The following is a 25,141-nucleotide window of genomic DNA, read 5'->3' on the forward strand; positions in this document are numbered from 1 at the left end:
GCTTTCAGGCGGCACATCTTCTGATGACCAATGGCCGGTCATCAACCCTGTTTGGAAACCTGATGTCCATCCAAACCTTTGCATTTTTGCAAAAGACGCCGCGCTTCCATATGGCATTTTGGCAAATATCACTGGAGACCCCTCTAAAATTGCAAAGCATGGGCGCGAGCGACCATCTTGCGCCATGATACCAATCACACCCCGCACTGACTCTGCGCCCTGCGCCACTCTCGTACAAAACTGCCAGGGTCTCTGAGGGATGACCGCAATAGGCCACCACGTCGCCCGTGCAGGTCAGCCGCCCTCCAGATATACGCCTCTATTTCCGCCGCCCTCTGCGCTGCGCCTGGCCCAATTGCGCGCGTACGTTCAACAACATCATGGTCAACGCGCTCAAACCAAAGCAGGTTTTAATGTGCTTGCCCCTTGATCCGCTTCTGCCGCATGCCCATAACCAACTCAAACACCCAGATGAGGATCCTATGGAGCCAACAACCAGCACGATATTTGATTCAGCCTTCATGATCACCGCAGGGGTGATCCTGTTGTTGCTCATGATGTCGGCCTTCTTCTCAGGTTCCGAAACCGCTCTCACAGCGGCGTCTCGTGGTAAATTGCGGGCCAAAGCAGACAAGGGTGACCGAGGCGCACAACGGGCTTTGGATGTGACCGACGACAGTGAGCGGCTTATTGGCTCTGTCCTGTTGGGCAACAACCTCGTGAACATTCTGGCCACCTCTTTGGCCACCGCGCTCTTTACGCGGGCTTTTGGGGAAAGTGGCGTGGCGCTGGCCACATTGGTGATGACACTACTGGTGCTCATCTTTGCAGAGGTGCTGCCCAAAACTTATGCCATCACCCGCCCCGAAGATGCCGCCTCAGCGGCGGCCCGGCCCATCGGCCTGATTGTGACCGTGTTTTCGCCAATCGTTGCCGCAGTCCGTGTGCTGGTGCGGGCGGTTCTGCGCCTGTTTGGCGTTCAGACCGACCCCGACAGCCAGATATTGGCCGTGCGTGAGGAAATTGCCGGGGCCATTCAACTGGGCCATTCCGAAGGGATCGTTGAGAAAGAAGACCGCGACCGCATATTGGGCGCGCTGGACCTGTCCGATCGCACCGTGGAAGAGATCATGCTGCACCGTTCCGGGATCGAGATGATCAACGCGGATGATGCACCATCCGATGTCTTGACCCAATGCCTTGAGAGCAATCACACCCGCTTGCCTGTGTTCAAGAATGAGCCAGAAAATATCATTGGTGTGGTGCACGCCAAAGACCTGTTCCGCGCAATGTATCGCCGCGTGACCGAGGCTGGAAACGCACCTGATCGACTGGACCAGCTGACGGATATTGTGATCGATGAAGTCGCTAAAGAACCCTATTTTGTGCCTGAAACCACATCATTGGACGATCAAATGCGCGAATTCCTGCGCCGCCACGCGCATTTTGCACTGGTGGTGGACGAATATGGCTCGCTTCAAGGTTTGATCACATTGGAAGACATTCTCGAAGAGATTGTTGGCGAAATCACCGACGAATTTGACGAGGACGGCGAACAACACATCCGAAAATCGGAAGATGGCCAATTCCTGATCGAAGGGGCGATGACCATTCGAGACCTCAACCGGGCCACCGACTGGAACCTGCCGGACGAGGAAGCCAACACTGTGGCAGGGCTTGTGATCCATGAGGCCCAAATGATCCCCACCGCTGGGCAGGTGTTTTCCTTTCATGGCTTCCGGTTTGAGGTCACTGGCCGCGAGGCCAATCGGATCACGGATCTTAAAATTCGCCCACTTTAAAGTCGGCACCCGCCGGACGCGCCCGCGCCTCATGTTCACATGCGCCATTCGGCCTGAATTGATTTCAGCCAAATGAAGAATTGGGGCGCGGTGTCACAGTTAGCCCTAACGGTTACAAAAACCACCGTTAGCGCTATCAAATGTCGTTTACTTTTGCCCCTGCCCTGCTATAGCTGCGACCAACATTTTTGGCCATCTGAGGGACCCTCCGACATGAGCACCATCATTGATATTTTTGCCCGCGAAATTCTGGACAGCCGCGGCAACCCCACCGTCGAAGTCGACGTGATCTTGGAAGACGGCACCATGGGTCGCGCCGCCGTGCCTTCCGGCGCGTCGACCGGCGCCTATGAAGCCGTGGAAAAACGCGACGGCGACAAGTCACGCTACATGGGCAAAGGTGTCTTGGAAGCCCTGAACGCTGTGAACGGCGAAATCGCCGAAGCCTTGGTGGGCATGGACGTCACCGAGCAGGTTGCAATCGACTCCGCGATGATCGAACTCGATGGCACCCCCAACAAAGCGCGCCTTGGCGCCAATGCCATTCTGGGCGTGTCGCTTGCTGCTGCCAAGGCTGCGGCTGACTACACGTCTCAACCTCTGTTCCGCTACATTGGCGGCACCTCAGCGCGTGTGTTGCCGGTGCCAATGATGAACATCATCAACGGTGGTGAGCACGCCGACAACCCGATCGACATTCAAGAATTCATGATCATGCCGGTCAGCGCGCCCAACATCCGCGAGGCGATCCGCATGGGCGCCGAAGTGTTCCACACCTTGAAAAAAGAGCTCTCTGCAGCCGGTTACAATACTGGCATCGGCGATGAGGGCGGCTTTGCGCCGGCGCTAGAGTCCACACGTGTCGCGCTGGACTTTGTGAAAAGCTCTGTTGAAAAAGCGGGCTACAAATTGGGTGAAGACATCTTCCTCGCTCTGGATTGTGCGTCTTCGGAGTACTTTAAGGACGGCAAATACGAGATGGTTGGCGAAGGCAAATCTCTGACCTCTGCGGAGAACGCGCAATATCTTGCTGACCTATGTGCCGACTACCCAATCATCTCGATTGAGGACGGCATGGACGAGGACGATTGGGACGGTTGGAAAATGCTGACCGACATGATCGGCGACAAAGTTCAACTGGTGGGTGACGATCTGTTTGTGACCAACCCAACCCGTCTGGCAGATGGCATTTCCAAAGGTGTGGCCAACTCCATGCTGGTGAAAGTGAACCAGATCGGCTCCCTGACCGAGACGCTGAAGGCTGTCGATATGGCCCACCGCGCACGCTACACCAACGTGATGTCTCACCGCTCTGGTGAAACCGAAGACGCCACCATTGCCGATCTCGCAGTGGCGACCAACTGTGGTCAGATCAAAACCGGCTCCCTGTCGCGCTCTGACCGTCTGGCAAAATACAACCAGCTGATCCGTATTGAGGAAGCGCTGGGGGAAACTGCGGAATACGCAGGCAAATCGATCCTGAAGTGATCTCTGACTGACATGAACGAAAGAAAGTCCCGCCAGCGTGCGGGGCTTTTGTTTTGGCTCAACAAGTTCCATGCTTTTAACGAAAAGCAGAATTGCCAGATTGATTCTCAAATTGGGTCTAAAATAGAGAGGATTTTTCTTGGCGAACCCCACATGGGACATCTATGGTTTCTTGCAAACTCAACACACTGTTAAGTTGAGGGAGGCCCATGAAAAATCTCGACGTCTGCCTAGTTTTGGATGTTGCTTTTGTAGTTAAACATCCTTCGTTACTTACTGACACGCTTCCAATGCCACCTAACCATGTTTTTCAAGATGCGGTGGATCAACTATTGGATGCTAAGACTATTTTGACGGCAACAGACTGGACCCGTTCTTCAAATAGCAAATCGTTTCGTCCGCCAAACACAGAAGACAGAACCAAACTTCTTCAGTCAATTGCAGCCGCACATACACTGTTCCATAATTCCGAACTAGCTGCTGTATTTGATAACATCCCTGAATATATTGTCGCCTCGGAGCTATTGGAACACATCCATTTCGGCTGTGTTTCTGGACGATTTAAAACCATAGTGTTTGCAAGTTCGCTCGCCGCGAATGTAATTTTGTCATCGACCGCACTCACCGATACCGCGTCTGGCCTTTCATATTTCGAGCGCGGCAACGTTTCAGTGAGTTGCACAGCAGCTGTTAGCTCCGGAGAAGAAGTAAAACATCATGTACGAGTCCAACTGCGCTATGAGAACCCAGTGTTTTTCGACAGTGGAGACGAAGCATGCGTTGCCCTACGCCAAGGCCTTTTAGCGCATGAAAAATACTATTCTATGCCCATTGACGGCCTCTACGGACCTGAAACAATGAAGGCGGAGATTGATGCAGCAGAAAGCCTCGGAGTTCCGAGTGAAGATCTCATGGCCCTATATAAGCGGTTGTCTGAGCGAGAGATTGCACCTCGCACAAGGCGCAGATTCAAATAAGATCTTTTGTTCAAAACACCACCCGCGTCCGCAGCCCCAGAACAGTCACCGTCCCTAAGCCCGGATTGCCCAATGGCGCGTCAATCACCTGCACCGAAGGCGTGATCTGCAAGCCCGGCGCTATCGAGAACCGATAAAACAGCTCTGCCGTGAACTGCGTCTCCCCTCCAGACGCACCCTCCGCCCAGTTCAATCCAAGCCCCGCCGCATCCGTGTTGCGCCCATAGTAAGCAATGCCGGTAGACAGCGACCGTTTATAGAGCCCCGTCCCTTTGTCGGCGACACCCGCACGCACAAATGGCAGCCACCTGTTGTCCACAAACCAAGACGCGGAGACGCTGGCTCCGTAGTCCTCGGCGCGGCCTTGGCGGGCATCCGCATCGACGTGCCAAAGCGTCATGTGCACGTTGTCAAAATAAATGCGATCGCGCCCGCTGGTCAGTCCGACCTCAAGGCTTTTGAACAGCTTGCCATGATCAAACACGTCCAAGCCCGGCTCAGAGGGATCGGCATTTGCATCCGCGACACTGCCAACTGCGTAGACTGTGTCCCCCAACCACACGCCCCCGGCCAACCCAAGTCCCGGATTGGGCGCATTGATTGTGGGGTTGGTGTTAAACGACAGGTTTTGAAAGGCAGTATACGGGCTGACCGCACCATAAAGATCCAGAAAATCGGTCACGTCGATTTGCCCGGCTTGAAGGCTCCATGCGCCCTCAGCATCGCGTTGCGTCCAGAACAGATTGGTCAAAAGCGTGCCATTGTCGTTAAACGCCGTCCCCGGCATAAACCCCGCTCCGGCGGAGAAGCCCAAGTTCTGCGGGGCAACCTTTGAATAGGCGTGTCGGTTCTCCAGCTTGAACGTCAGACCGCCCTGTTCGGTCGCGGCCCACGTGCCGTAAAACCGAAATATGCCTGCGGCGGCGTCATTCTCGGCCACATTCATATCGCTCCATTGCCCGAGCGACAGATAGTCGAAATTGAATTTCAAACCTCTGTCCGCCACCCCATCTTTCCAAGCAAACCAGCGCGGCGCAACACCACGCGGAAAATCTGAGCGAAATTGAGGGTCCGTCAGCCCATCGCCGGTCTCCAAATCTGCCGCCACAGATGACGGGCCCGCCAAACCACCGCTTTGTCCCACCAAAGGCGTGGCCAGGCAGGCAAGCGCAACGACACACAGCGGTCTGAGCACCGGTACCTCTGGCCAAAACCTCATCACCGCAGGTGTCCTCACAACGTGTTCTTGTAGATCACACCGTCTTTCATGATGATCCGAATGGTCTCCGGGCTGTCGGGGCGCGGGTCTGCGCCAAACCACTTGTCGCCCGTACCGACCACCGAAAAATCCTCTAAAGGGTTGCCGTCGATCAGAAGGATGTCCGCATAAGCACCTTCTTCAATGACACCGAGTTTTCCCGCTGTGTACGGGTTCATAAAGTCCCCTGACAAAGCCACCAATGCGCCGCCCACTGACGTCAGTGTCACCATTGAGGTATACGATCCAAAGAAGTCGTTATTGAGTTTTTTCTCATAGGCAATTTGGATGTTACAGGCTGCAACAGAGCCCACACAATCGGTCTGAAACGCACGCTTCACCGGGCATTTCTGCATGTTCGGAACGTAGTCGGCAAAAGTGGCTGAGGCCGATTTGGCCTTCGCAAGACTTGTCGGCACGTTCGCAATCGCCGGAATGCTCAACAAACCGGGATCAAACGCCGTAAGGTTGGTTGTGATAAACGCGCCTTTTGCATTCATCACTTCTGCAATTTCGCAATCGAACGAAAACCCATGTTCAATTGACATCACCCCGGCTTCCAATGCGCTCATAATGGCCTCTTTGCGATAAGAGTGCGCCATAACGTAGCTGCCATATTCATTGGCCACTTGCACCGCCGCCTTGATTTCCTCAGGGGATCCCGCCAACAGCTGCCAAGGATCAAACGCAGAGACAACACCACCAGATTGCATGTATTTCAGCTGCGTGGCCCCCATGCGGAAATTGTTGCGCCCGTATTTTTGCACATCAGCAACATTGTCCGCTTCCTGCGCCATGTTGAGACGGCCAAAATTGGTTGATGATCCCGGAGGCGCTGTGAAGTTGGCAAAATCCGCATGCCCGCCGCGTGTTCCGATAAACGCCGCCGCAGGGTAGTACCGTGGTCCAACAATCTGTCCGGCATCAATCGCACGACGTAACCCGCCGTTGCCCCCACCTGCATCGCGCACAGTGGTAAACCCTTGCATCAAGTACATTTCAGCCATCCGCGTACCGTGAATGGCAAAATCTTCCCAAGTTGTGTTGGCTTCCATCGCGGGTAGGCTTGGCCCCATCAGCATCAAATGCGCATGGGCTTCGATAAATCCGGGGGTGAGAGTGCGGCCCCCGCCATCGATGTGCATCGCGCCGGGCGCATCAATGACATCGGTGCTCACGGTCTTGATCAGCTTGCCTTCGACCAGAACGGACGCGTTTTCTATCCGCGCCTCTTTAACACCGTCAAAAACGTGTACGTTGGTGAAAAGAACCTGCGTCGGATCTTCTTGTGCAAACCCAATATGTGAGCAACAACACGTAAAAACTGCGGCGAGTAGTGTTCGAGAAACATGCATTTCCAACGCTCCAAACTTCATCAATACGCCAACACTAGGTCAGACCCCCGCAAATCTGAGAGTCATTTTTTCCACGGCATTTGGTCTTTGGCGTAGAACAAGCTGTGCAAAATCAAAAAATTCCTTGGCGTTTTCGAGCTGAATTGCATCTATGGTGACATGCCTTAAGGACATATCCATGACCGCCGACGAAATCATCGCTCATCTTAACCTTTCACCACATCCGGAGGGCGGCCACTACCGCCAGACCTGGGTTGCCGACGCCGCTGACGGCACAAGGCCTGCAGGAACCGCGATCTATTTCCTGCTCAAAGCGGGTGAGAGGTCCCATTGGCACAAAGTGGATGCCTGCGAGATTTGGCATCACTATGCTGGTGCCCCGCTCATCCTTTCAATGGCACAAACCGAAACTGGCCCCGCAACCGAACATGTGCTTGGCCCAGACCTGGCAGCAGGCCAGTTCCCGCAATTGGTTGTGAAGTCACACCATTGGCAAGCGGCCCGCAGCACCGGCGCATGGACACTGGTGGGGTGTACCGTGTCACCCGGCTTTCAGTTTGAAGGTTTTGAGCTGGCCGCGCCGGGTTTTGACATCCCGCGATGACCCCGCCGCCTTCACACAAAGACATACTCGCACAGATACCAGCCTCCCGTCGCACCGCGCTGCAAACCCGGTCCAATGCCAAGGGACTGCGCCATTTGGCGATCTATTTGTCGGCGTTGTTGTGTTTGGCACTGTGGGTCGGAGTACAAGCCCCACTGTGGCCGCTTGCCCTCCTGCCACTGGGCGTTCTCTGGGTTTTCCTCTTCACGCTCAGCCATGAATGCACCCACGACACTCCATTTGCGACGCGCTGGATCAACCGCGCGGTTGGTCATGCCTGCGCTGCGCCATTGATCTTGCCGTTCACATGGTTTCGCGCCTTTCACATGGCGCATCACAAGTTCACCAATGACCCAAACCATGATCCAGAGCTCGCACATGGCCCGCGTCCAGAAACCTGGCCAAGCTATCTGTTGCATCTGTCCGGTTGGCGTTATTGGCAAAGCGCCGCGACGACCGTTGTGCACAATGCCAAGACACCGCGCGCGGCGCCGTATCTACCGACGCGCAAGCACGCTGCAATGCGCCGGGAAGCGCGTGTTTTGTTGGCGACCTATGCGCTGATTGCTCTCAGCCTGTTGGTCTCACCCTTGGCGTTCTGGATCTGGATACTGCCCAGCATACTTGGGCAACCGTTCCTGCGCGCCTATTTGCTGGCAGAACACGGTCGCTGCCCACTGGTCGCCAATATGCTGGAAAACTCCCGCACAACCTTCACCAACAGACTGGTGCGGTTTGTGGCGTGGAACATGCCTTATCACGCAGAACACCACGCTTTCCCCAATGTGCCGTTTCACCAACTGCCGGCTCTGCATGAAGATGTGAAAACACATCTGCAGAGCACCTCAAACGGCTACACCACGTTCCACAAAGACTACCAAAGCCACCTGAAGACGCCCTAGCGGCCCGGCTCACTCACTGTTCCGCCTCCCACCAGCGCCATCACGCCCGTGGTAGAGGGACAACTGGTGGGCAGGCCCCGCGCCACGCGCACAGCCAGATAAGCAAAGGCCTGCGCCTCAAGCATATCCCCGTCCAGACCAACCTCCTCAACCGGCACCACAGGACAGTCCAACGACACCTGCAACATCTCCATCAAAACAGGGTTGTGCCGCCCGCCACCGGTGACCAGAACGCGGCTGGGAGGTGTTGGGCAATGCACCATGCCTTGGGCCACGCTGGCGGCGCACATCGCGGTCATCGTGGCAGCGGCATCTTCATCTGAGAGCTCACTCACCAACTCCATCATTTCCGGAAAATCGTTCCGGTCAAGAGACTTAGGCGGCATTCTTGAGAAATACGCCTCTTGCAAAAACAGCTCCAACGCCCCCGTGGCCACGGTGCCCTTTGCCGCAATTTCTCCCCCCTTATCAAAGGCCAGCCCACGTCTCGCCCGCAGCAGATCATTGAGCGGTGCATTCGCTGGGCCTGTATCAAATGCCAAAAGTGCGCCGTCCTCTTCAGCGGCTGATTTACGCGGATCAACCCATGTCAAATTCCCGACACCACCAAGGTTCAAAAACGCCACAGGTTCCTCTGCGCCAAACCATTTTGCACAGGCGAAATGAAAAAACGGCGCCAACGGCGCGCCCTCGCCGCCCAGTTGCACATCCGCCGTGCGAAAGTCCCAAACCACCGGAACCCCCAACGCTTCTGCCAAAGCCTGACCGTCACCAACCTGACATGTCCCGCGCCCACGCGGCTCATGTGCCAAAGTCTGGCCATGGAAACCAACCAGTTCAACATCTTCAAACTGCTTCAAAATCGTCGCGTGCGCGGCCTCAATCACCGCTGCGGCAGCCTCGGCTTCTGGACCAGACCAATGTCCAAGCGCCGTGGCCAAAACGGCCTGCTCTTCGGCAGAATACGCGAGATACTCCGCGCGGCCAAAACGCTCGATTGAAACACCATCTGTCAGCACCACTGCGGCATCTACGCCGTCCAACGACGTGCCTGACATCGCCCCAAGTGCGCACATGGGCGCTGACGCCTTCTGGCCCTTAATCATGGCCTTTTCCTTCCGCTCTTCCCCGCCTATACACGGGCTTACAGACAATACGGGATCGACACCATGACCTACCAGCCCAAATCGGAATTCCTCACCGTGATGCTAGAGCGCGGCTTTGTGGCCGATTGCACGGACTATGAAGGCTTTGACAAAGCGCTCTGTGACGGCGTGGTGCCCGGCTATATTGGGTTTGATGCAACAGCCAAGTCGCTGCATGTCGGCTCCCTGATCCAGATTATGATGCTGCGCTGGTTGCAGAAAACCGGCCACAAACCGATCACCCTGATGGGCGGCGGCACCACCAAAGTGGGCGACCCCTCGTTTCGCGCTGATGAGCGCCCTCTGCTGACCGAAGCGCAAATCGATGACAACATCGCAGGCATCAAAAAGGTGTTTGCCAAGTACCTCGACTACGGCGACGACGCCACAGATGCACAAATGCTCAACAACGCCGAGTGGCTTGATGGGCTGAACTACCTCGAATTTCTGCGTGACATCGGCCGTCATTTCTCCGTCAACCGCATGCTCAGCTTTGAAAGCGTGAAATCACGGCTCGACCGCGAACAGTCGCTGTCATTTCTTGAATTCAACTACATGATCCTTCAGGCGTACGATTTCCTTGAGCTCAACCGCCGTTACGGCTGTCTGGTGCAATTTGGCGGCTCTGATCAATGGGGCAACATCGTCAACGGCATCGATTTGACTCGCCGGGTGGATGACGGTGGCCTCTTTGGTCTGACATCCCCATTGCTGACCACCAGCGACGGCAAGAAAATGGGCAAATCTGCGGATGGCGCGGTCTGGCTAAATGCCGACATGCGCAGCCCCTATGAGTTCTGGCAGTTCTGGCGCAACACCACGGACGCCGATGTCGGCCGTTTCCTGAAACTCTACACCGAAATGCCCGTGGATGAATGTGATCGCCTCGGCGCGCTCGCAGGCTCTGAGATCAACGAAGCCAAGATCATTCTGGCCAATGCGGTCACCACCCTGTGTCACGGCGAAGATGCCGCCGCCGCCGCCGAAGCCACCGCACGTGAAGTGTTTGAAAAAGGTGGCATTGGCGATGATCTTCCAACGGTCACCTTGACCGCCGAAGACCTCGGCGATGGCATCTCCATCGTGCAATTGATCGTGAAATCCGGCCTTGCCAAATCTGGCAAAGACGCAAAACGCCTGATCAAAGAAAACGGCGCCAAACTTGATGACGCCCCACTGACCAACGCAGGTCTGATGATCGATGCGGCCGCGCTGGCCAGTCCGATCAAATTGTCTGCAGGCAAAAAGCGCCACGCGCTGGTGCAACTGGACGGCTAAATCGGTCGCGCTGAACAAACGCACAACGGGCTCGCCAAACCGGCGAGCCCGTCTTTGTTTAGGCCTCAGGTTTTCCAAGCGACCCTTCCGGCTCAAAATCACCCAGTTTTGGCGATGTGGCGAACACCGAACCCAAACCGCACAACGTCTACCAAGAGGCTTTTGGGCGGCTTACCCAAAGTTCGGCAAAAGAAACCAGATCGCAGCGCCAGCGAGACCAAAATTGCACAACAATCCGGCCACAAAGACCATTGTTCTCGGGCCACCAGCAGGCTTTCCAACACCCAGATAATACACAATCCAAAAGGCTATCCGGCTCACAAAATATCCGCCTGCCAGCCAATTCACCACTGCTGGTGAAACACCGGCAAAAATTGCCATCAGCAAGGCCCAACCAAATGCTGGAAACGTCTCCGCAGAGTTTGCATAGGTGCGCAACGCACGAAAACTCAACTTCGAATGATCAAACCGCACAGGGACTCCCGGCACCTGTTCGTCGTTGACAAAAGCCAAAGGCGCAGTTGCGAAATTCTGGATCAACGTGATCAAAGACACCCCCGCCAGCACCAGAAATGAGAGACGATAGGCGCTCAAAAAAGGCACCGCTTCAAAAAGTGACTCCATTCCAGATCCTTTCCTACATTTCCAAATCCATCGCCTCGGCGATCTCGATTGTGCCGGTGCCACTCAAATGCGGGCAACCTTTGGCCAACTCTATGGCCTCCTCAAACGTATCGGCTTGGAGAACCGTCATGCCCGCGGCCGGATTGGCCCCGCCATGATCCTCCACACCCTGCGGTGTGATGGTTTTGGAAAGCCCTACAGGCAGACCGGGGTCGACCACAGCCGCGCCCAGACCTGCGCTCCAGGCCTTCCATGCGGCCATATGCTTGGCCCCATCTTCTGGGCTCTGAAGGTCTGGTTTTCCGTGATAAATAAGCAAAAATTTTGGCATGATCGGGCTCCTTTTGATGTGATCAATGCCCTATCGGTAACAGCAGTCTATTTATGTTAAAGAACATATTAAAACAGCCACTATACTGTCGCTGGAAAGGAACCAACATGCCTTATAGCGCAAGCCACCGCGACGCGACGCGCGCGAAAATTGTCGAAGCAGCCCGAATTCTGTTCAACGAACATGGGTTTCAAAACGTCACCATCGATCAGGTGATGCACCACGCTGGCCTGACGCGGGGTGGGTTTTACAATCACTTCCGCAACAAAGAGGCGCTCTTTGGAGAGGCCGTGTCCAGCTTCCTCATGGGGCGCGGCGCGCAATGGCGCGCCGAAGCGGGTATTGATCTGACAGATCTCAAACCTGAAATGGCCCAACAGATGGTAGATGCCTATCTTTCCTCAAAACATCTTGGCGACGTTGCTGGACAGTGCCCGATGATTGCCTTGCCTTCAGATGTCGCGCGCGCAGACCCCGAAACACAAGACGCCTTTCAACAATTGCTCACCGCGATGGTCTGGCTACTTGAGACCGGAATGCCGGACGACCAACCAGATCGGCGTGAAAAGGCCCTCGCTTCCGCCGCATTATGCGTTGGCGGCATGGTTTTGGCGCGCACCCTGCCCAACTCCGAGCTCGCCGAAGACGTCAGATCCGCCGCCCATCAAGCGGCAACACAGGCCATTTCGCCCCCCGTAAAGGAAGCGCCAAGTACAAAGCGCCGAGACATGGTCTAGGCCCTGTTTACTCTAGACACTGGACCTTTCCTTCGGTTATTTGAACACACGTTCATTTATCGTCTGGAGGAGACCACAACATGAAACTTGATCAAACCTGCGCCGTGATCACTGGCGGTGCCTCCGGTTTGGGCGAAGCCACTGCACGGCATTTTGCCGAAAACGGCGCGAAGGTGGCCCTGTTTGACCTCAACGAAGACCGCGGCAATGAGATCGCATCAGAGCTTGGCGGCACGTTCCACCATACCGATGTCACCGACGAAAACAGCGTGGCCGCCGCAATTGCAGCGGCCAAAGAGGCCATGGGCAAGATCACAGCTGCTGTTAACTGCGCTGGCATCGCCCCTGCCGCCACCACCATTGGCAAAAACGGCCCCCACCCGCTGCACACGTTTCAGAAAACCATCGACATCAATCTCGTGGGATCCTTCAACGTGGCCCGCCTTGCCGCTGAAGTGATTGCACAAAACGATGCGGCACCTGACGGCGCACGCGGTGTGATCATCAACACCGCATCTATTGCCGCGATGGATGGGCAACGCGGTCAAGCCGCATATGCCGCTTCCAAAGGTGGCATTGTCGGGCTGTCGCTGCCAATGGCACGCGATCTCGCCCGCTCCGGCATCCGCGTCATGGCCATTGCGCCGGGCATCTTCCTCACGCCCATGCTGCAAGGTCTGCCGCAAGAGGTGCAGGAGCAACTGGCTTCTGATGTCACCTGCCCCAAACGCCTCGGCGATCCGTCAGAATATGCGCGTCTGGCCGGGTTTATTGTGGAAAACGGCTACCTCAACGGCGAAGTCATCCGCATCGATGGTGCCCTGCGTATGCAATAAGCCGTCAGGGGGGAGGCCCAAAGCTTGCCCCCAACCTGTTCTTATGGCCGATCCATGCTAGCTTTCCCGCAAAGGAGACCGCAGCATGCCCCGCCAAAATCGCGTTATGCCAACGGGCGACATCATTGCGCACCCCACACGTGGGGCCGTCATGGGCAATCGCGGCATTCTACATGATGACACCGCGCATCAACATGGCCAGCTGACCCACCGCCGTTGGCGTCATAAGGCCTGGGTGTGTTGCGTGCTCGCCTTCAAGGATCGCCGCCGCACACTGATGGCCCCAAACCGCTACACAGAACTCTTCTTCTTTGACGAGGCTGTGGCCTTTGCTGCGGGTCATCGCCCTTGTGCTGAATGCCGTCGCGCCGATCATAGATCGTTTTTGACCGCTGCAGAGCACCGCGGCGGCACCCCCTCATTTGACACAAAGCTTCACGCTGCCCGCGCCATCCCCCGCGCCTATCAACTGCGTCGCACGTTGCATGAGGCCCAGAACCTGCCAAATGCCAGCTTTGTCCTCTTGGACGCGGGTCCTGCGCTGTTGCTGGACGACATGGCGCTGCCCTTTACGCCTGATGGCTACGCCGCGCCTTGCAAACGCCCAGAAGGTCAAATCGCGGTGCTGACTCCCGCGCCCACTCTTACCGCGCTGCGCAATGGGTTCCGCCCACAGCTGCGCCTGCCCCAAGACCTCTTTTAGTCCAACCCGACGCAGACCGCGCCCCCCTTCAGAATCGCTGGTTCTCTTTGCGTGTGGCTGGCATACCTTTGGCGAACATCTCTGTGTGCAGGACTGCCTTTATGACCACGATCATCTCCTCTCTCGCCGATATTTCTGAGCGTTACAAAGCGTTGTTTGTGGATCTTTGGGGCTGTGTGCACAACGGCGTCACCGCCTATCCGGAGGCGGTTGCGGCGCTGCAGGCCTATCGCGCCCGCGGTGGCATTGTGGTGCTGGTCACCAACTCCCCCAAACCGCGCGCCGGTGTGGCCGAACAGATGGGCGCGTTTGGGGTGCCCAAAGACGCTTATGACACCATCGCCACCTCCGGTGACAGCGCCCGCGCCGCGATGTTTCAGGGGGCTGTTGGCCAAAATGTCTACTTCATGGGCGAATGGGACCGCGACGAAGGCTTCTTCGAACCGCTTGAAATCCTTGACAATCCCACCCCCATCACCCGCGTGCCGCTGGCAGAGGCGGATGGCATTGTCTGCTGCGGGCCGTTTGACACATTGGCCGACCCAGAGGTCAACCGTGCCGATTTCCTCTATGCCAAAACCCAGGGCATGAAGCTGCTCTGCGCCAATCCGGACATCATTGTGGACCGCGGCGAGATCCGCGAGTGGTGTGCCGGCGCCCTGGCCAAACTCTACACCGATATGGGCGGAGAAAGCCTCTATTTTGGCAAGCCCTATCCGCCGATCTATGACCTCGCCCGCCGCCGGTTGAGCGCGTTGGGGGTGTCTCTTGAGGACAGCGATATTCTGGCGATTGGGGATGGCCCACAGACCGACATTCTCGGCGGCATGGGCGAAAGCATCGATTCGCTGTTCATCACCGGCGGGTTGGCGGCGGCAGAAACCCAGACCACCCATCAGCCCAACCCGGACGCGCTGAGCGCCTATCTGGCGGCAGAAAACGTGACACCACAGTTTGCGATTGGCAAATTGCGCTGACACAAACCGCTTGATTTTTCTGCGACTGCAAAGTAATTAAATTTCGAAACACGCACCCCGTGCGCCATGAAGTTGCGTCACCACCCCAATCCGGAGGGTCCTATGTTGGACAATCTGCCCCGCGGCACCATCTTTATCGAAGACCTGGAAATCGGCATGTCACGTTATGTGCGCAAAACCGTGACCGATCAGGACATCGAGATGTTTGCCGCCGTGTCCACCGATCACAACCCGGTGCATCTGGATGAGGAGTACGCAGCGGACACCATGTTTGGCGGCCGCATTGCCCATGGCATGCTGACCGCCGGTCTGATCTCTGCGGTCATCGGCGAGCAGCTGCCCGGTCATGGCACGATCTATATGGGCCAGTCGCTGAAGTTTCTGGCCCCCGTGCGCCCCAATGACACGGTGGTGGCCACGGTCACAGTGCGCGACATCGACATCGCCAAACGCCGCGTCCACATGGACTGCGCCTGCACCGTGGAGGGCAAAAAAGTCCTCACAGGCGACGCAACCGTCATGGCCCCCTCACGCAAACTCGACTAGTTACAGCAATACAACGTTGTTTTTAAACCATGTCGGCTCAGGCTGCTGACACCGTCTGTTTTGATCAGAACGTCGCGTTGTTGCGCACCATCGCACCCGAGACCTCACCGACCTGCCCCAGCACGCCAAAATCTTCCCATCCGCCATTCGCAAAAAACAAAAAGACGCTTGGCGCTTGGCCCAAAAAGCCTCCGAATGTGGGGAAAACAAAGTGTCTCTCCGCCACTGTCAGCTCTGTTTCAGCATACCGCAGCTCGATGCCCGCCTCAGCCATCATGTGCACTGCCCCCCAAGCCTTCCAGACCCGAGGCGATCTCTGAATTGTGTTGCATGGAGATGTGCTCCACGGTCTCCTCTGGCGGCGTCCCCTGCAAGATATCTGTCACAACGCTGTCACGAGCGTCTTGTTCTCCCTAACCAGATAGAGGATCGTCCCTGCCCCGTCCGCCACTGTGCGATTTGCCGGATTGAGACCACTCGGCGGCTGAAGCGTGTCCAGTTCGCTCGGTGTTGACCAAAGCAGCAGCCAAACCCATGTACATGTCGCGCAATAAGCTGTTGTCTCCTCTCTTGCACCCTGCTCCATCAAGGGCTAACCCTGCCGCATGCAGATCATTCGCGACTATCAATTTGTGACTCCTCAGAATCGCGGCGCCAGCGTCGCGATCGGCAATTTTGACGGTGTGCATTTGGGACACCAATCGGTGATTGATCTCGCCCGCTCCGCCGCACCAGATGCGCCTTTGGGCATCATGACATTTGAGCCGCACCCGCGGGAATATTTCGCGCCGAATGCACCGGCCTTCCGCCTTTCTTCCGCTGAAACGCGCGCACATAGACTGGCAAAGCTGGGCGTGCAGAAACTCTATGAACTGCCGTTCAACGCAACACTTTCAAGCCTCACTCCCGAAGCCTTTACCCGTGATGTGATCGCCGACGGGCTTGGGCTCACACACGTGGTTGTAGGGGCTGATTTCTGCTTTGGAAAAGGCCGCACCGGCACCGCTGAAGACCTTGTGGCCTTTGGCCAGAAGATGGGGTTTGGCGTGACAATCGCACCTTTGGTGCAGGGCGGCGACGGTCAGGTCTCGTCAACCTCCATTCGCGCAGCCCTGACCGATGGCCGACCACGCGATGCAGCCAATATGTTGGGCCACTGGCATCGGATCGACGGGCCTGTGATTGGCGGGGAACAACGCGGTCGGGACCTTGGATTCCCAACAGCCAACATGTCTATCGACGATTTGCACCAGCCCAAATACGGCGTTTATGCCGTTCTGGTGGATGTGCTGGATGGTCCACATCAGGGCAGCTACTTCGGCGCAGCCTCAATAGGCACCCGTCCGATGTTTGGCGAGAACAAGGCCAACATCGAAACCTATCTGTTTGATTTCTCAGGTGATCTTTATGGCCACACATTGTCAGTTGGCCTCGTTGACTATCTGCGTTCTGAACAAAAATTTGAAAGCCTCGACGCACTTGTGAGCCAAATGGGCCGCGATTGTGATCAGGCCCGCGAAATCTTGAGCACCCTATGAGCCGCCCCCCGTTTCTTAAGTCCGCCTCAGACCCCATAGAGCGCCATGGCCTCGCCAAACGGTTTTGGGAAAAAAAGCCACTGACCTCGCTGAATGACCGCGAATGGGAAGCGCTCTGTGACGGCTGCGGCAAATGCTGCCTGAACAAGCTCGAAGACGAAGACACCGGCGAAGTTGCCCTGACCTGCGTGGCCTGCCGCCTGCTGGATGACGAAACCTGCCGCTGCACCCAATATGACATCCGCCACCAATTTGTGCCCGAATGCATTGTGATGACGCCCAAAAACATCAACGAGCACGCGTATTGGCTGCCCCAAACCTGCGCCTACCGTTTGTTGTGGGAAGGCAAACCGCTTTTTGAGTGGCACCCGCTGATCTCTGGCACGCCCGACAGCGTGCACGCCGCCGATGTTTCGGTGCAGCACAAAACCGTATCGGAATTTGAAACCCCGCTGGAGCAGTGGGAAGATCACATCATCGAGGAACCGATCTAATGCACTTTGCCTCAGACAACTCCGGCCCAGCTCTGCCACAGGTGCTTTCAGCGCTTACCAAAGCCAACGAAGGTTATGCCATGGGCTATGGCGCAGATGATGAAATGGCACAGGTGACAGCGAAAATCCGCGAGATTTTTGAGGCGCCAGAGGCGGCCGTGCATTTGGTGTCCACCGGCACCACGGCAAATTCACTAGCGCTCGCAACACTTTGTAATCCTTGGGAAACCATCTTTTGCTCTCACGTGGCCCACATCCACGAAGACGAGTGCAACGCACCTGAGTTTTACACCGGCGGGGCCAAGCTGACCTTGGCGACAGACAAAGACGTCGACAAGATGACACCGGACAGCCTGCGCGCCGCCATCGCAGGGGAAGAGACCCGCGGCGTGCACGGCCCGCAGCGTGGTCCTGTCTCCATCACACAGGTCACCGAACGCGGCACCGTCTATACGCTCAAAGAGCTTACAGCCCTCTGTGACGTCGCCAAATCCTTTGACTGCCCGGTGCATCTGGACGGCGCGCGTTTCACCAATGCGATGGTCGCGCTGGGGTGTACGGCGGCGGAAATGACATGGAAAGCCGGTGTGGATGCGGTCAGTTTTGGGGGCACCAAAAACGGCTGTATGGGTGTGGAGGCGGTGATCTTCTTTGATCCCAAACACGCCTGGGAATTTGAGCTGCGCCGCAAACGTGGCGGGCATCTCTTCTCCAAACACCGCTACCTGTCCGCGCAAATGCTTGGCTATCTTGACGACAACACATGGGTCGAGGCCGCCACCCGCGCCAATGCCAATGCCGCGCATCTCGCCGGTGGTCTGCGCGCGATTGAGGGCGTGACCTTCGCCCATCCGCCACAGGCCAACATGTTGTTTGTGAACCTGCCCCGCGGCACCCACAAACGCCTGTTCGCTGCAGGCGCAACCTATCACCTTTGGGGCGGCGATCTGGAAGGTGAGGATGACAGCGAAATGCTCACCGCCCGCTTCGTCTGCGACTGGTCCCTCAGCAAAGAGTTGATCGACCAATTCCTCGACTTGGCGGCAGGCTAGTCATGCGAGACAGCCTGCGCGCCAAAGCCGTTGCCATATGCAACGACAAAATCGCCAAGAAAGGTGAGACCGTCGGCCTGTCCTTCTATGCCTTCTTTGCCAACAAGAATGATGACCCGGAACTGCTGATGGAAGCGGCCACTTGGTGGATTCAAACACATGAGCTGGACCACTTTGAGAAAGCGGTTAAAATTCGAGACATGGTCCTGTCAGGCAAATAACCTCTTTATTGCCAATGCTATGCATTGGCATTGGCAGCGCCCGAACCGCCCCCACGGGGCGGGCGCTTCGCTTCCTGCCCCTCGGTTCGTGCGCGGCGTTGTATTGAGTATGTACGAAGGGTAAATTTCTCACGGTTCAGCTCAATCCGGCTGATACCAAACGTGAAACGTTGCTCCCAGTTCCTCTTGAAGAGTGAGTAAAATCGACTGCGCTTCCTGTGAAAACCTTACGAACTGATCTTGAGACCATGGACTAGCCGCCGCCGGATCACCCCAATTCAATGCTGTGTCGTGCAAATCAACGAGCGCATCTAGCTGTCTCAAAGTCGCGGCACTAAGTGGCAACTTTTCAGCTGAGATAGCGTAACCAAAAGAGTTTTTGGCGGCAGCATTGTCCGCCCATAGGCATGGTCCGCCCCGTTCAAAAAACAGACGAATTTGATATAGAGAATTTGTCACAATCTCCGCCTGCTTTTAGGCCACAGGACTGGTCGCAACATCAACAATCCGCCGCACCTCCGCCGCCACCTCATGGGCATGCGAAATCGCGCCCATGTGCCCCGCGCCAGCCACGGTCACCCGCCGGCCGTTCTGCACCGTCGCGGCCACGTAGTCACACACCGGCTTCATAATCGCGGGCGACAGCGCGCCGTCCATCACCACCACAGGCACTGCAATCTCGCCAAGCCGCGGCATGATCTGAGCTGTGTCCTCCAACACGTCTTTCTGTGACGCAATCACAAACGGCAATTGTCGCGTAAACGTGGCGCGCACCTCAGCGGGCAAATGCGCCCACGGGGTGCCATCCCCCCATTCGGTCACAAACAACCGCACAGCCGCTTCCGGATCACCCGCATCGTTGAGCGCAAACATCTGCTCCATCTGCGCCTGATTGGCCGCCACATGCTCTGGTGCAACCTCACGCGCGGCCCGCATCGTGACCGGCTCATAAAGCGACAGCGAACGCACCAGATCAGGGCGGTCAATCGCCAGCCGCAACCCCAACAGACCGCCGTAAGAATGGCCAATCACGTCCACTGGCGCGGTGATCCGCGCAAGGATTGCAGCCATCATCGCATCGCCTGTGGAGGTTCCGGCAACATAATCCGCGCTGCGCCCGTGCCCCGGCATATCCGGCGCCTCAAGTGTCAGCACGTCATCAAGCGCTGCGCCAATGCCGCGAAACGCGCCTGAATGCCCGAGGTTGCAATGCAAAGCCAAGGCCGCGCGCGGCCCCTGCCCCAGCACCCGCCAATGAATGCTGGGTTTTCCGTCGTCCAATGCCATGTCTTAGAGCTTGCCCGCCAAATGCAGATCCAGATCGTCCAACCGATCCTGCCCCCAAAACCGCGCCCCATCATCGGTCACATAAAACGGCGCGCCAAAGGCTCCGGCCTCCACCGCCTCGTCCAGATTGCGCGCATAAGTCTCCGCACCCACCAACAGGCCGCTGTCCGCCAATGACGGATCAAACCCCGCCGCGCTCAGACACTCACGGATCACATCGTCTTGGGCAATGTCGCGCTCCTCAGACCAGCACGCCCGCGTGAACCCATGTGCCAAAGCGCCCAAATCGCCACCACCGGCATTCTGTGCCGCAATGAACGCATAAGAAGACGGGGCCATATTGGTTGGCCAATGCGCCGGTTTCAGGTTGAATGCCATACCCAGCTTCTGCGCCTGACGTACCAGTTCCTGCGCGCGATAGTCCTGACGGCTTACATGCCGATCTTTGGGTGGCGTCCCTCCTGTGCGCCCAAACAGCGCAATGATGTCCAGCGGCTTGTAATCAATCTCAGCACCGTGTTTGGCGGCGATCTCCTCAAGCCGGGTCCCGGCGAGGTAGGTATACGGAGAAATTGTCGAGAAATAATAGGTGATCTTGGCCATTTATGCCTCCCTGATGGCGCGCTTAGCTTTGCGAGACGTTAGGGCCATGTTAAGCGGAGTGCAACGTCACGAATCTGTCACCAAAGCCACCTGGGGATTACTGCGCTATGGCCAATATTCTTGAACCAAAAATGATCACTGGCAATGCCAACAAACCGCTTGCCAGCGCCATCGCGCGGCGCATGACGATGCACCGGGGAAGTGCCGTCGATCTTATTAACGCTCGCGTCGAACGCTTTAACGACGCCGAGATCTTCGTCGAAGTCTACGACAACGTCCGCGGCGAGGACATGTTTATCATTCAGTCCACATCCAATCCGGCGAACGATAACCTTATGGAACTGCTGATTATGTCGGATGCATTGCGCCGCTCGTCAGCCCGTCGGATCACCGCAGTGATCCCTTACTTCGGATACGCCCGCCAAGATCGCCGCACCAAAGCCCGCACCCCTATCACGGCAAAGCTTGTTGCCAATATGATGGTCGAAGCTGGGATTGAGCGCATTCTCACGATGGATTTGCACGCCGCACAAATTCAGGGGTTCTTCGACATCCCGGTCGACAACCTCTACGCCTCGCCGATCTTCGCACTCGACATCAAGGCACAATTCAAAGATGCGCTAAGTGACGTTATGGTGATTTCTCCAGACGTCGGCGGTGTGGCGCGTGCACGTGAACTTGCAAAACGTATCAATGCGCCGCTGGCCATTGTCGACAAACGTCGCGAGAAGCCCGGTGAAATTGCTGAAATGACCGTGATCGGCAATGTGGAAGGCAAGAAATGTATCATCGTGGATGACATCTGCGACACAGCTGGCACCCTGTGCAAAGCGGCTGAGGTTCTGATGGAGCACGGCGCCACAGAAGTTCACAGCTACATCTCGCACGGTGTGTTGTCTGGGCCGGCCATTGAGCGCATCACCAACTCGGTGATGAAATCGCTGGTGATCACCGACAGCATTGAACCCACAGACGCCGTCAAAGGCGCAGCCAACATCCGCATCGTGCCCACAGCGCCGATGTTCGCTCAGGCGATTATGAACACCTCCAACGGCACCTCCGTCTCATCTCTGTTTGAAACCGAGACACTGGAGCCTGCATATGAAGGCTTGTTCAAGGTCTGAATGTTCTGAGACCCAAGTGGTGACAAGAGGCGAAAGCGCGTGGTGCGCTTTCGCCTCTTTCTTTGTGTAAGGCCAGATGGCTGTAGCGTCACGCCATCAACCTAGAACTCGATTTCTAGCTTCGTGAAACCATAGATATCGTTCTCTTTGTTACGTCCCGAATTGGCGGCCGCAACGCCCACTCCACAGATCGGACACAAGATGGCGACACCAATTGCAGAGCCTGCTCTTGCTTTCTTGGAGAGGTTCTCTGGCGCAAAGGCTTTTGCCATGGTCTCCCCGTCATAGGTACAACTCAAAGTAACATTGGCTGCGCCTTGGCTATAGGCAGGTAGGTTCACCGTGGCCGGGGTTTTGAATGGTTCGGTGGAGTATTTTGCCGAGTCGATCGTACAAGTCGCTTCCAGCCCTTTGCCCTCTTGGGACACACGCACATTTACCGGCTGATACCCCGCGACAAAAGATGTGCTCGGCTCATTTTTGAAGCTGGCGGTGATCCCTTTGTCCGATGGCCCCTTGACCGTCGCGCAGGCCGAAAGAGCCAGTGCAAGAAGCACGCAAATAGGCAGTTTATTCATTGTCGTTTATTCCTTTGATTTCATCTGGTTGTCGCTGGCGACCCGCCTGATTGCGATCGTGTCTTTCATCGTCAATCTCCGCTCCGCTTTCTAATTTATGCTTTTAAGACATCACATTATACATCTCGATATACATACCAATATCCTTAAAATTTGCTAAAAATCAGAACCAATTGAGGGGGAATTCACAGGGCGTGTCAGGCAAAATTTAAGGGGTCAAACCGTAAAATGTCAGGTGTTGAGCATCGCTTGAGGTCGGTACATCATGACGCGCACACTCCCCCGTTTGACCGTTCTGGTCTTGCTGCCATTTCTTCTGGCCAGCTGCAAAGGCGGCGCTGATGACACCGGGTCCGGCACTGGCGGGTCTTCGGGAACCACACTACCGATCACCGACAGTTCAACCTTGCTCGCATCGTTCATAGACACTCTGGATCCCATTCGCAGCCAAGCCAATCGGCTGCTCACGCGAAATACACGCTATACGTTACAGACAGCGCCCTCCGGCATGTATGTGGACAAGAACCGCAACAACCGATTTGACACCGGCGTTGACGTCCGCCTTGTCGGCAATCCAATTGAACACGCCGGCATTCACTATGCGCATGCCGCTGGGTTGACCGGCGATGGCGAGGTGATCGCATTTTCTGACAGCGGCTTTCTCACATCACATGATGCCTTTTCGGGGCGCAGCATCACAACCGGCACCGGCCTTGGCGTTGCGGATCACGGCACTTTTGTCGCCTCCGTCGCCGCTGGCAATTCTTCGGACATGATCGGGGTGGCCCCAGAAGCTGACTTGATCTTCGGGAGTTTTGACTCTTTTGCCCAGCTCACCGAAACCGCCAACGCCGCCGCCGCCGCCAATGCTGTGGCCTTGAACAACTCATGGGGCTTTTCCACCCGGGGCGCGCGAACATCCGACTACGTTGGTCTGTTTAGCTCCTCCGCAGGCGCGGCCTATCTGACCGCTCTGCGCAACTTCGCAGAGGACGGGATTGTTGTGTTTTCCGTGCCCAACACCTCCAGCCTGTCTGTCACCGGATTGATGCCAGCTTTGCCGATGTTTGATCCCTCTCTGGAGCAGAGCTGGATCGCCGTGGTCAACGGGGTTCCAGTGATGTCTGGGGATGATGTCATCTCCGCTGAACGGGTGTCAGAACCCTGTCTTGAGGCGGCCGCATGGTGCATCTCTGCCAACGGCAGTTGGACAGGGGCCAATGCGGATTCCAGCAGCAGCTACGGGTTTGGCACCGGCACCTCCTACGCCGCCCCCTCTGTCTCTGGCGCGCTCGCTCTACTGGGCGAAGCTTTCCCCAACATGACAAATCAGGAATTGCGCGTTCGCCTGCTGGCATCCGCCGACAATGATTTCGACGGCTTTACGCAAAGCGGCACCACCGAATTGGTTTCGGGATTTGAACACGCCTACAGTGACGAATGGGGACACGGATTTTTGGATGTCGCCGCCGCGCTGCTGCCTATCGGACGGGCCACCGTCACCACAGGGGACGGCACCGTACTCGATGCTCAGCGCCCCCTGGTCACAGCAGGAAACGCCACCGGTGATGCTGTGGCCCGTGCGCTACAAAACGTCCAAATCGACACCCGGGATGCGCTCTCTGCGTCCTTCTCCGTCAATGCCTCCCAGATGGTTGCCCAACGGTCGGCTGCACCGCTGTTCTCAATCCACGATCTGGCCAATTTTGGCCGCCCTCAAGCCGCAGACCTTGGCAGCGCTGCATTCTTTGGTGATCGACAGGGCCTGCCAGTGATGTTGAGCGATGACGACGTTGAGCTATCTCTGTTTCATGGGCAGAACGGCGGCTCCGACGCATTGGGGTTTGGGCTCAGCCGCAGATTTGACCTCGGCGACGCCAGCCTTCGCATCGGAACCGCTTATGGCGAAGACACAGCTGCGTTGATGTCCAATTGGAGCGGCGGAACAAACAGCTCGATAGCCTCATTTGACATGGCGCTGTCCACCGCCCTGTCAGAGGCCTCTGCGCTGACAATCTCGCTGGGCTATGCTTACGGCCAAGAGGCCTCAGGCCTTGTTCAGTCCGCCGATGTTCGGATGAATGCAAGCGCCGTCTCTTATGCTCACAATCACCTCTTTAAACACAACGACCGGCTCAAACTGTCACTCGCCCTTCCCGCCGCTGTATCATCCGGGGAAACGTCCTTGTCGTTGCCTGTGACCTCAAGTTCTGGCGCCACCACCCATGAGGACGTACGGATCGGCCTGGCCCCAAACAGCCGCGAAGTGCGCTTGTCGGTGACCTACGAACATCCGGTAACGCGCAACACCACCCTTGGCCTGTCCTTTGCACATGCCGAAAACCGCGGCCATATTGCCGGAAACCGTGACACCGGCGTGATGTTTGGTCTGCAAACGCGCTTCTAGTTGGCGTCAGACCCGCCCACCAAACGACGCCACCACACATTCAAGCGCTTGTGCGCCCATAGCCCCTCACGCAGGCCAAGCAAAATGTGACACGTCAGGCTGACCGCTGACCGGTGTCTCCCTTGTGGCTCATTTTCAAAGTGCTGGAAAAGACGTCCAAGAAGTGAAACTCTATCTCACGGATTTATTTTAGAATCGCATATTTAATTTATTTTTATTTGACAATCACATAGGTGAAAAATGATCTCATTTTACTCAATTCACCCTGACATCT

Annotated in this window: 27 protein-coding genes; 17 read left to right on the forward strand and 10 right to left on the reverse strand. The window is 56.6% G+C overall.

What is annotated here, in order from left to right:
• Positions 1–482 precede the first annotated feature (482 nt).
• The 3 genes from ABWV47_RS17035 to ABWV47_RS17045 all read left to right on the forward strand — a co-directional run bounded on the left by ABWV47_RS17035 (position 483) and on the right by ABWV47_RS17045 (position 4,267).
• Positions 483–1,802, forward strand: a complete 1,320-nt coding sequence (locus ABWV47_RS17035) for an HlyC/CorC family transporter (RefSeq protein WP_353315214.1) — start codon at positions 483–485, stop codon at positions 1,800–1,802.
• A 213-nt stretch (positions 1,803–2,015) separates the two neighbouring features.
• Positions 2,016–3,290, forward strand: coding sequence for a phosphopyruvate hydratase (gene eno, locus ABWV47_RS17040; protein ID WP_353314051.1), 1,275 nt, complete (start codon positions 2,016–2,018; stop codon positions 3,288–3,290).
• Positions 3,291–3,499: 209 nt separating this feature from the next.
• Entirely contained in the window at positions 3,500–4,267 is a 768-nt protein-coding gene (locus tag ABWV47_RS17045; protein WP_353314053.1) for a peptidoglycan-binding domain-containing protein, read from the forward strand.
• A gap of 10 nt (positions 4,268–4,277) precedes the next feature.
• Here ABWV47_RS17045 and ABWV47_RS17050 read toward each other — a convergent pair whose 3' ends face one another.
• Entirely contained in the window at positions 4,278–5,486 is a 1,209-nt protein-coding gene (locus ABWV47_RS17050) for a carbohydrate porin (RefSeq protein WP_353314055.1), read from the reverse strand.
• A gap of 14 nt (positions 5,487–5,500) precedes the next feature.
• Positions 5,501–6,880, reverse strand: a complete 1,380-nt coding sequence (locus tag ABWV47_RS17055) for a metal-dependent hydrolase family protein (RefSeq protein ID WP_353314057.1) — start codon at positions 6,878–6,880, stop codon at positions 5,501–5,503.
• Positions 6,881–7,058: 178 nt separating this feature from the next.
• Between ABWV47_RS17055 and ABWV47_RS17060 the strand changes: the two genes are divergently transcribed.
• Both ABWV47_RS17060 and ABWV47_RS17065 read left to right on the forward strand, forming a co-directional pair.
• Positions 7,059–7,484 (forward strand): cupin domain-containing protein, encoded by a 426-nt coding sequence (locus ABWV47_RS17060; protein WP_353314059.1) that lies wholly within the window; start codon positions 7,059–7,061, stop codon positions 7,482–7,484.
• Positions 7,481–8,386 (forward strand): fatty acid desaturase, encoded by a 906-nt coding sequence (locus ABWV47_RS17065; protein ID WP_353314061.1) that lies wholly within the window; start codon positions 7,481–7,483, stop codon positions 8,384–8,386. The genes ABWV47_RS17060 and ABWV47_RS17065 overlap by 4 nt, the downstream gene beginning before the upstream one ends.
• Here the strand turns inward: ABWV47_RS17065 and ABWV47_RS17070 are convergent.
• Positions 8,383–9,492 carry an anhydro-N-acetylmuramic acid kinase gene (locus ABWV47_RS17070; RefSeq protein WP_353314063.1) on the reverse strand — a complete coding sequence of 370 codons (1,110 nt, stop codon included), beginning with the start codon at positions 9,490–9,492 and terminating at the stop codon, positions 8,383–8,385. The genes ABWV47_RS17065 and ABWV47_RS17070 overlap by 4 nt on opposite strands.
• Positions 9,493–9,555: 63 nt before the next feature.
• Between ABWV47_RS17070 and tyrS the strand changes: the two genes are divergently transcribed.
• Positions 9,556–10,809: a tyrosine--tRNA ligase gene (tyrS, locus tag ABWV47_RS17075; protein WP_353314065.1), complete on the forward strand. Its 1,254-nt coding sequence runs from the start codon at positions 9,556–9,558 to the stop codon at positions 10,807–10,809.
• A gap of 171 nt (positions 10,810–10,980) precedes the next feature.
• Here the strand turns inward: tyrS and ABWV47_RS17080 are convergent, their stop codons facing one another.
• Both ABWV47_RS17080 and ABWV47_RS17085 read right to left on the reverse strand, forming a co-directional pair.
• On the reverse strand, positions 10,981–11,433 hold the full coding sequence (locus ABWV47_RS17080) for an MAPEG family protein (protein WP_353314067.1): 453 nt from the start codon (positions 11,431–11,433) through the stop codon (positions 10,981–10,983).
• A 13-nt stretch (positions 11,434–11,446) separates the two neighbouring features.
• Positions 11,447–11,764 (reverse strand): YciI family protein, encoded by a 318-nt coding sequence (locus ABWV47_RS17085; protein ID WP_353314069.1) that lies wholly within the window; start codon positions 11,762–11,764, stop codon positions 11,447–11,449.
• Between the two features lie 107 nt (positions 11,765–11,871).
• Between ABWV47_RS17085 and ABWV47_RS17090 the strand changes: the two genes are divergently transcribed.
• From ABWV47_RS17090 to ABWV47_RS17110, 5 genes are all read left to right on the forward strand, one after another.
• Positions 11,872–12,501 carry a TetR/AcrR family transcriptional regulator gene (locus ABWV47_RS17090; RefSeq protein WP_353314071.1) on the forward strand — a complete coding sequence of 210 codons (630 nt, stop codon included), beginning with the start codon at positions 11,872–11,874 and terminating at the stop codon, positions 12,499–12,501.
• Positions 12,502–12,581: 80 nt separating this feature from the next.
• On the forward strand, positions 12,582–13,337 hold the full coding sequence (locus tag ABWV47_RS17095) for an SDR family oxidoreductase (protein ID WP_353314073.1): 756 nt from the start codon (positions 12,582–12,584) through the stop codon (positions 13,335–13,337).
• 85 nt (positions 13,338–13,422) lie between these two features.
• Complete coding sequence (locus ABWV47_RS17100; RefSeq protein ID WP_353314075.1) at positions 13,423–14,040, forward strand: hypothetical protein; 618 nt, start codon at positions 13,423–13,425, stop codon at positions 14,038–14,040.
• A gap of 101 nt (positions 14,041–14,141) precedes the next feature.
• The gene (locus ABWV47_RS17105; RefSeq protein ID WP_353314077.1) at positions 14,142–15,017 is read left to right on the forward strand and encodes a TIGR01459 family HAD-type hydrolase; all 876 of its coding nucleotides are present in this window, start codon (positions 14,142–14,144) and stop codon (positions 15,015–15,017) included.
• A 102-nt stretch (positions 15,018–15,119) separates the two neighbouring features.
• Positions 15,120–15,563: a MaoC family dehydratase gene (locus ABWV47_RS17110; protein ID WP_353309547.1), complete on the forward strand. Its 444-nt coding sequence runs from the start codon at positions 15,120–15,122 to the stop codon at positions 15,561–15,563.
• 64 nt (positions 15,564–15,627) lie between these two features.
• Here the strand turns inward: ABWV47_RS17110 and ABWV47_RS17115 are convergent, their stop codons facing one another.
• Complete coding sequence (locus tag ABWV47_RS17115; protein WP_353314079.1) at positions 15,628–15,840, reverse strand: hypothetical protein; 213 nt, start codon at positions 15,838–15,840, stop codon at positions 15,628–15,630.
• 328 nt (positions 15,841–16,168) lie between these two features.
• Here ABWV47_RS17115 and ABWV47_RS17120 point away from each other — a divergent pair, with 328 nt between their 5' ends.
• Genes ABWV47_RS17120 through ABWV47_RS17135 form a run of 4 tightly spaced genes read left to right on the forward strand, consistent with a single transcriptional unit; the run spans position 16,169 to position 18,868 of the window.
• On the forward strand, positions 16,169–17,101 hold the full coding sequence (locus tag ABWV47_RS17120; RefSeq protein WP_353314080.1) for a bifunctional riboflavin kinase/FAD synthetase: 933 nt from the start codon (positions 16,169–16,171) through the stop codon (positions 17,099–17,101).
• Entirely contained in the window at positions 17,098–17,595 is a 498-nt protein-coding gene (locus ABWV47_RS17125) for a YcgN family cysteine cluster protein (RefSeq protein WP_353314082.1), read from the forward strand. Before ABWV47_RS17120 ends, ABWV47_RS17125 begins: the two co-directional genes overlap by 4 nt.
• Positions 17,595–18,647 (forward strand): threonine aldolase family protein, encoded by a 1,053-nt coding sequence (locus ABWV47_RS17130; protein WP_353314084.1) that lies wholly within the window; start codon positions 17,595–17,597, stop codon positions 18,645–18,647. The genes ABWV47_RS17125 and ABWV47_RS17130 overlap by 1 nt, the downstream gene beginning before the upstream one ends.
• 2 nt (positions 18,648–18,649) lie before the next feature.
• Entirely contained in the window at positions 18,650–18,868 is a 219-nt protein-coding gene (locus ABWV47_RS17135) for a DUF6500 family protein (protein ID WP_353314086.1), read from the forward strand.
• A 141-nt stretch (positions 18,869–19,009) separates the two neighbouring features.
• Here the strand turns inward: ABWV47_RS17135 and ABWV47_RS17140 are convergent, their stop codons facing one another.
• Genes ABWV47_RS17140 through ABWV47_RS17150 form a run of 3 tightly spaced genes read right to left on the reverse strand, consistent with a single transcriptional unit; the run spans position 19,010 to position 20,758 of the window.
• A complete protein-coding gene (locus ABWV47_RS17140; protein ID WP_353314088.1) occupies positions 19,010–19,327 on the reverse strand; it encodes an immunity protein CdiI family protein in 318 nt (105 codons plus the stop codon).
• Positions 19,328–19,342: 15 nt separating this feature from the next.
• Positions 19,343–20,155, reverse strand: coding sequence for an alpha/beta fold hydrolase (locus ABWV47_RS17145; protein ID WP_353314090.1), 813 nt, complete (start codon positions 20,153–20,155; stop codon positions 19,343–19,345).
• Positions 20,156–20,158: 3 nt separating this feature from the next.
• Entirely contained in the window at positions 20,159–20,758 is a 600-nt protein-coding gene (locus tag ABWV47_RS17150; protein WP_353314092.1) for a 2-hydroxychromene-2-carboxylate isomerase, read from the reverse strand.
• Positions 20,759–20,889: 131 nt separating this feature from the next.
• Here ABWV47_RS17150 and ABWV47_RS17155 point away from each other — a divergent pair, with 131 nt between their 5' ends.
• Positions 20,890–21,882, forward strand: a complete 993-nt coding sequence (locus ABWV47_RS17155; protein WP_422064767.1) for a ribose-phosphate pyrophosphokinase — start codon at positions 20,890–20,892, stop codon at positions 21,880–21,882.
• 101 nt (positions 21,883–21,983) lie between these two features.
• Here ABWV47_RS17155 and ABWV47_RS17160 read toward each other — a convergent pair whose 3' ends face one another.
• Positions 21,984–22,460 (reverse strand): hypothetical protein, encoded by a 477-nt coding sequence (locus ABWV47_RS17160; protein WP_353314096.1) that lies wholly within the window; start codon positions 22,458–22,460, stop codon positions 21,984–21,986.
• A 265-nt stretch (positions 22,461–22,725) separates the two neighbouring features.
• Between ABWV47_RS17160 and ABWV47_RS17165 the strand changes: the two genes are divergently transcribed.
• Positions 22,726–24,867 (forward strand): S8 family peptidase, encoded by a 2,142-nt coding sequence (locus ABWV47_RS17165; protein ID WP_353314098.1) that lies wholly within the window; start codon positions 22,726–22,728, stop codon positions 24,865–24,867.
• Positions 24,868–25,141: the final 274 nt, after the last annotated feature.

This window comes from Shimia sp. NS0008-38b (assembly GCF_040370365.1).
GTDB lineage: Bacteria > Pseudomonadota > Alphaproteobacteria > Rhodobacterales > Rhodobacteraceae > Shimia.